The organism is Streptomyces sp. NPDC056224, from assembly GCF_042267665.1.
GTDB lineage: Bacteria > Actinomycetota > Actinomycetes > Streptomycetales > Streptomycetaceae > Streptomyces.
Genome location: NZ_JBHJTK010000001.1, coordinates 749,733 through 755,732 on the forward strand (window position 1 = coordinate 749,733; position 6,000 = coordinate 755,732).

5 protein-coding genes and 1 pseudogene are annotated in these 6,000 nt (G+C 74.5%); 4 read left to right on the forward strand and 2 right to left on the reverse strand.

What is annotated here, in order from left to right; all coding sequences use genetic code 11:
• The first annotated feature begins 83 nt into the window (after positions 1–83).
• Positions 84–1,205 carry a hypothetical protein gene (locus tag ACFCZ1_RS03435; RefSeq protein ID WP_376676628.1) on the forward strand — a complete coding sequence of 374 codons (1,122 nt, stop codon included), beginning with the start codon at positions 84–86 and terminating at the stop codon, positions 1,203–1,205.
• Between the two features lie 606 nt (positions 1,206–1,811).
• On the opposite strand, the gene ACFCZ1_RS03440 is transcribed toward ACFCZ1_RS03435, so the two are convergent.
• The gene (locus tag ACFCZ1_RS03440; protein ID WP_376676629.1) at positions 1,812–1,985 is read right to left on the reverse strand and encodes a CsbD family protein; all 174 of its coding nucleotides are present in this window, start codon (positions 1,983–1,985) and stop codon (positions 1,812–1,814) included.
• Positions 1,986–2,713: 728 nt separating this feature from the next.
• On the opposite strand from ACFCZ1_RS03440, the gene ACFCZ1_RS03445 reads away from it, so the two are divergent.
• Positions 2,714–3,031 (forward strand): hypothetical protein, encoded by a 318-nt coding sequence (locus tag ACFCZ1_RS03445; RefSeq protein ID WP_376676630.1) that lies wholly within the window; start codon positions 2,714–2,716, stop codon positions 3,029–3,031.
• 364 nt (positions 3,032–3,395) lie between these two features.
• Here the strand turns inward: ACFCZ1_RS03445 and ACFCZ1_RS03450 are convergent, their stop codons facing one another.
• Positions 3,396–4,046, reverse strand: a complete 651-nt coding sequence (locus ACFCZ1_RS03450; RefSeq protein WP_376676631.1) for a TetR/AcrR family transcriptional regulator C-terminal domain-containing protein — start codon at positions 4,044–4,046, stop codon at positions 3,396–3,398.
• Between the two features lie 70 nt (positions 4,047–4,116).
• On the opposite strand from ACFCZ1_RS03450, the gene ACFCZ1_RS03455 reads away from it, so the two are divergent.
• Both ACFCZ1_RS03455 and ACFCZ1_RS03460 read left to right on the forward strand, forming a co-directional pair.
• Entirely contained in the window at positions 4,117–5,529 is a 1,413-nt protein-coding gene (locus ACFCZ1_RS03455) for an FAD-dependent oxidoreductase (RefSeq protein WP_376676632.1), read from the forward strand.
• Between the two features lie 233 nt (positions 5,530–5,762).
• Positions 5,763–6,000 (forward strand): annotated as a pseudogene (locus ACFCZ1_RS03460) (hypothetical protein); the annotation flags it as partial.

The window sequence follows — 6,000 nt, forward strand, 5'->3', positions numbered from 1 at the left end:
TGACGTCCAGGCCCGGCTCCGGCGCCCGGCCCGGGCAGCGGGGCGACGCGCCGACGCGCACTCCTTCTCCGCGGGAGGAAGCCGTGAAGCTGCAGTTCCTCACTCCGCTCTACGCCCATCCCGGCCCCATCGCCTCGGCGTACCTCGACACCTCCCGTGACCGGGACGACCCCGACCGGGCCGTGGAATCGCGATGGCGCAAGCTCCGCAGGAGCCTGCTGGCCCACGACGCCGAGCAGGCCACGGTCGAAGCGATCGCCGATGCCGTCGGTACGGACCGCGAGGTGGCCGGCCCGCATGGCCAGGCCGTCTTCGCCGCCCACGGGAAGCTGGTCCTCGCCGAAACCCTCCCCGAGCCGCCGGCGCGTGACACGGCTCTGTACGGGATGCTGCCCGACACGCTGTCGCTCGCTCTTCAGCACGCCCCGGACATCCCGTACACGGTGGTGATCCTGCACCGCGTGCACGTCCCGGAGCGCACCGCCGGGCGCCCCGCCGGGCACGGCGGCCCGGACGAGGAGCTGGAGATCGACTCCGAGAGCGGGCGCTGGCCCACGAGCCGCGTCGCGCCGGGAGCGCGATCCCACCGGCGGATACCGGTGGACGGCTGGCCCGAAGCGGTCGAACGGCTCGTCGGGGAACTGGTGACGGAAATGGACGCCGCCGGTACCGAGATGGTCGTGGTGGCCGGGGACCCGTGGGCCGTCAACAGCCTCATGAGAGCCGCACCGAGCCGACTGCACGGCGCCTTCGTGAAGCTCAAGGACGGGCAGCACCGCCGGCGTGAGCCCGGCCGCGCCCTCCTGGAGGAGGAACTCGCCATCCTGCTCGACGGAAGGCTCTCCGAGCGCGACAGGCACCAGGTCGACACCTTCCTCGCGCAGCGCGCCCGCCACCCCGAGTACGTCGAGGGATGCGCCGCCGGGGTCGCCGCCCTCCAGCGCGGGCAGGCCCAGACCCTGATCCTCAGCCGGCCCGTGCGGCTCCACCGGCACCTGTGGGTCGGCGCCGCACCCGTCCATCTGGCTCTGACGGGCGAAGAGCTGAGCGCCTTCGGCCTGCACTACTACTGGGAGGAGCCCGCACCCGGAGCGGCCTTGATCCGCGCGGCCGCAGGCACCCAGGCCGAGCTGATCTGCGTACCGGACGAGGAACTGCCCATCGAAGACGGTGTCGCGGTGGTCCTCCGTTACACGGGGTCGTGACACGGGTCGCGACGCGTGATCCGTGATCACCGCATGCGTGCCCGGGCCGGGTAAGCGCGCGAAAGCCACGGGCCCGGCCGGGACCCTGCCCCTGCCCGACGTGTGGGGGCACGACCGCGACCCCGTGGTGCGGGAACGGCCCCAGGCGGCGGCTGCGGCGGCGACGCACGCACCGGCCATCGGTCCCCGGGGCGCAGGACCCGTCCCTCCCGCCGAGCCGCATCCCGCTGCGGCCCCGCAGCGGGTCCGTCAGCGAGATCGCGGACGGGTCACGGAGTCAGCGTCCTTCATCCGCCCGCCCCTGATGCGGGCGGACCTGTTCCTCGCGCCCGGTTCCGGGCCGCTGCCGCTTGGCGGTACGGCCTCCACTGTCGCCCCGGCCGGTTTCCCCGACACGGCCGGTGACGGCGTCGTCCGCTGCCCGCCGGGCCTCCTGGTCACCCGCCTCTCCGACCGCTTCCGAGGGCGGGGTGGGCGGGCGTCGACGCCTCGGCTCCTGCTTGCTCATGTCACCCTCCCAGGTGATGAGGCCGCCCCCCGGGCATCGGCCCGGGGGGCGGCCTTCGCGCGAAAGAAGCGGGCTTGCGCAGTCGCAGTCCGTACCCGCTAGTCCTTCAAGACGTCCTTGGCCTTCTCCTTGGCCGCGCGGGCGTCACCCTTGGCCTGCTCCGCGCGTCCCTTGGCGGTGAGGCCCTCGTTGCCGACGGCGCGGCCCGCGGTCTCCTTGGCCTTGCCCTTCGCCTGTTCCTTCTTGGCCCGCATCTTCTCTTCGCCCGACACGATGTCTCACTCCTGTCGTTGGGAACCTGTTCCTCGCTGCGTCTAACCCGTTCCCGCCCCTCCAAACGCCCCCGGCCGCCGATCTGCCGCCCACGCCCCCGGAGGATGTCCGGCCGCTCGGTGGGTAGACGCGGGTGCGACCGGCCCTCCGGTCCACCGCAGCCTCCACCTCTCCAGGACGGAGCCGCCATGGGCACTCCACCGAACGATCCCGTACCGCCGAGCCCCACTCCGGCACCAGGTCCAGGACCCGGTCCGCACCCCGGGCCGCTGCCCGGACCCGTACCCGCGCCCGGCGGCCCGGACCCGGTGCCCCCTGCACCCCCGCAGCCCGAGCCCGACCCACAGCCGCCGCCGGCACCGCGGCCGGAACCGCACCCCGGGCCGGGGCCGCTGCCGGGTCCCTTACCGGCGCCGGAACCCGTCACGTGAAGGAGGGGCGGCGACGGGCCTAAGGGGCGAGGGGCGGACGCGGAAGGCTCTGGTGGCGTACCGGCGACGGCGCGACGTCCCTCGCCGCGGAGGAGGAGGTGGCCGCCCCGCGCGGAGCCCGGCTCATGGCCGAGGCCGCCGGGCGCCATCCGGACGGCCTGGACGGCGGCCGGGGCTCCGCACCGCCGTCCGTCCAACGCCGACCGCCCCGATCACCCGGGCAGGCGCTCGCCGTAGTGCGACGCGGGGGTTTCGGTCGGGCGGCCGCAGCGCCGCGGTGCTCCTACGCTCGGAACGTGACCGAGAACGAGATCAAGCTCAAGGCCATCGCCGCCCTCACAGCCCTGCGGGGAGGCGCCGAGGAGGGCTTCGTGTCCGATCTCCTCGGCGAGGTGATCCCCGACGAGTTCATCGTCCCGGCTTCCGCGGGACCCGAGGAGGCCGGACTGTCGGTGCTGAGTCAGCTCTCCGCGCCCCTGAGCGCACTGATCAGCGGATTCATCCTCGCCTTCGAGTCGGTGGCCGACGCCTACGACGAGATCGACCCGGAGCGGCCCACCGAGCAGATCCTCCAAGAAGTGGCGCTCGAACTCGCCCGGGACGACACCGGGTGAGCACCGCCGCAACCACCTCCGGCTGCTCCAGCCGCGGCTGGTGTCCGACGGCCGCGGCCCGGCGAGCTCGACGACGTGAGCACGCGGCAGGCGCGCCCGGATCCGGGCGCGTACGCGCGCACCGCTGATCGGGCCGGCGGGCCCCACACGAACAGCCCGGGTCCGCAATGGCCGCGGTGCCGGCGAACGGCGGGCCGGCGGCGCGGGCCGGCAGCTCCCGGCCGGCGCTCACCCCGTGGTCGTGCGCCACCAGCGCGGTGGGGCCGAGCCCGTGCCGGCGCCACACCTCCGCGACGCGAGAGGCCCGGCCGCGCCCGGCCGCGTCGGGGCCGCCGGTGGGGCAGGTGCCGGGATGTTGCGGTGGTCAGCTGACCCCGTACCGCGCCCCGATGCCCGCGATCACCAGGCGCAGGCCTTCCTCGAAGCCCGCGCCGAAGTCCTGGAAGAGATCGGCGCCCGCGGCCGCGGCGAGGGGGAAGTCGCCCATGCGGGCGGCGCGTTCGTCGATGTCGTAACCCTCCCTGCGCTCGCCGGGGAGCGACTCGACGCCCTGTTCCTCGGTGACGAAGCCGAGGGTGAAGAAGTAGGCAGTGGAGGTGGCCCGGACGGCCTGGGAGGGTTCGAAGCCGGCCTCGACCAGGGCGCGGAGGTTCTCTTCCATCTGGACCGCGTGTTCGGTGCCGGTGAAGCGGGAGCCGCTGAAGACCTTCGCGCCGTCGCGGTAGCCGAGCAGAGCGGTGCGCAGGCCGCGGTTGACGTCCAGGAGCCGCTGCTGCCAGGTGGCGCCCGGAGTGGGCCGCGAGTCCGCGACCATCCGGCGGTACATCTCCGTCGCCATCTCGTCGAGCAGTTCCTGCTTGTTCTTGAAGTGCCAGTAGAGGGCGGGCGCCTGGACGTCCAGCTCCTTGGCGATCGCCCGCAGGGTGAGCCCGTCGAGTCCGGCGTCGTTGAGCAGCCTCAGGCCCGTCGCGACGGCCTGCTTCTTGTCCAGCTTCGGGGTTTTCCGGGTAGCCACGCTTGACAGCTTAACACCGTTAAGTGCAGGCTCTGGGGGCAGGCAACTTAACGCTGTTAAGGAGAGTGTCGTGGACACGGATGTACTGATCGTCGGAGCGGGCCCCGCCGGCCTCACGCTCGCCGTCGACCTCGCCCGGCGCGGGGTACGGGCCCTGCTGGTGGAACGGGCCGCCGGGCTCTTCCCCGGTTCGCGCGGCAAGGGCCTCCAGCCCCGCACCCTGGAGGTCTTCGACGACCTCGGCGTGCACCAGGCGATTCGGTCCGCGGGCGCGCCCTACCCCGTCGGGATGATCTGGCAGGACGGCAACCGGCAGGGCGAGCACCGGATGTTCGACGAGACCGGGTCGAGCGAGGGCTCGCCGTACGGTGAGCCCTGGATGGTGCCGCAGTGGCGCACCCAGGAGATCCTCTTCGAGCGGCTGACGGAGCTGGGCGCGGAGGTCGCCTTCGGCCGGGAACTGGTGGGGATCGCGCAGGACCAGGACGGGGTGACGGCCGAGTTCGCTTCCGGCGCACCCGTCCGCGCACGCTACGCCGTCGCCGCCGACGGCGGCCGCTCCACCGTGCGGCGCGCCCTGCGGATCGGTATGTCCGGCGAGACCGTGGACCCGAATCCGATGCTGGTGGCCGACGTCCGGATCACGGGGCTCGACCGGGACAACTGGCACGTCTTCCCGCCCGCCGACGGCAGGGGCTTCCTCGCGATCTGCCCGCTGGCCGGCACGGCGGACTTCCAGGTCGCGGCGCAGCTCCCGGAGGGATCGGAGGTCGACCTCTCCCTCGACGGCATCCGCACGCTCGTCGCCGCGTACTCGCACCTCGCGCCCGACGCCGTGACCGAGGTGCGCTGGGCCTCGGACTTCCGGCCGCGGGCCGCGATGGCCGACCGGTTCCGCGAAGGCCGCGTCTTCCTCATCGGCGACTGCGCGCACGTCCACTCACCCGCGGGCGGCCAGGGGCTCAACACCAGCGTCCAGGACGCGTACAACCTGGGCTGGAAGCTGGACGGGGTGCTGCGCGCCGCGGCTCCCGAGTCCCTCCTCGACTCCTACGAGGAGGAACGGCTGCCCGTCGCCGCGCAGATGCTCGGCCTGTCCACCCGGGTCCACCGGGGCGAGGTCCGGCGCGGCGCGGCCACCCAGCAGCTCGGCCTGGGCTACCGGGGCTCTTCCCTCGCGGTGGAGACCCGCACCGGCCTGTCCGAGGATGCCCTGCGCGCAGGCGACCGGGCGCCGGACGGGGTTCGCGGCGGCGTGCGGCTCTTCGACGTGTTCCGGGGGCCGCACTGGACCCTGCTGGCGGTCGGTGCGGCGCCCGACCTGCCGCGGCTCTCCACTGTCCGCACCGCGCGGATCCCGTCGTACGAGGCCTACGGGGACGGGGTGTTCCTCGTCCGGCCCGACGGTTATGTCGGCTGGGCGGGCGAGACGGCCGAAGGCGCGGCACGGTACGCGGCCGGGGTGGGCGTCCAGGCGTGCTGACCGCGAGCGGCGGATTCCCCCGTCCACCCCCACCCAGGACGTCGAGGGGTACGGCGGCCGCGGCATCGGCGGCAGAGCGGCGGGGGAGGACCCGGGCCTGTGCGTTCCGCGGGGCGCTGCGGACTGCTCGGCTGGTGACGGTCGCTGTGGCGACGACCGTCGCGACCGTACCGGAGTGCGCCCCCGGGCAGCTCCTGGCCCGCCGCCGAACGGCATGACGGCGCAATGCCCCGGTGGCGGCCGGGCGGGGCAGACGGGCGGCGGCCGAAAGCCGGCTCCCGGCCGCCCCGAAGCCGGTCGACCCCAAGCCCGCGCCCGGCGCCCGCACCCGCACCCGGGCCCGTACCGGCGCCCGCACCCGGGCCCGTACCGGCGCCCGCACCCGGGCCCGTACCGGCGCCCGCACCCGGGCCCGTACCGGCGCCCGCACCCGGGCCCGTACCGGCGCCCGCACCCGGGCCCGTACCGGCG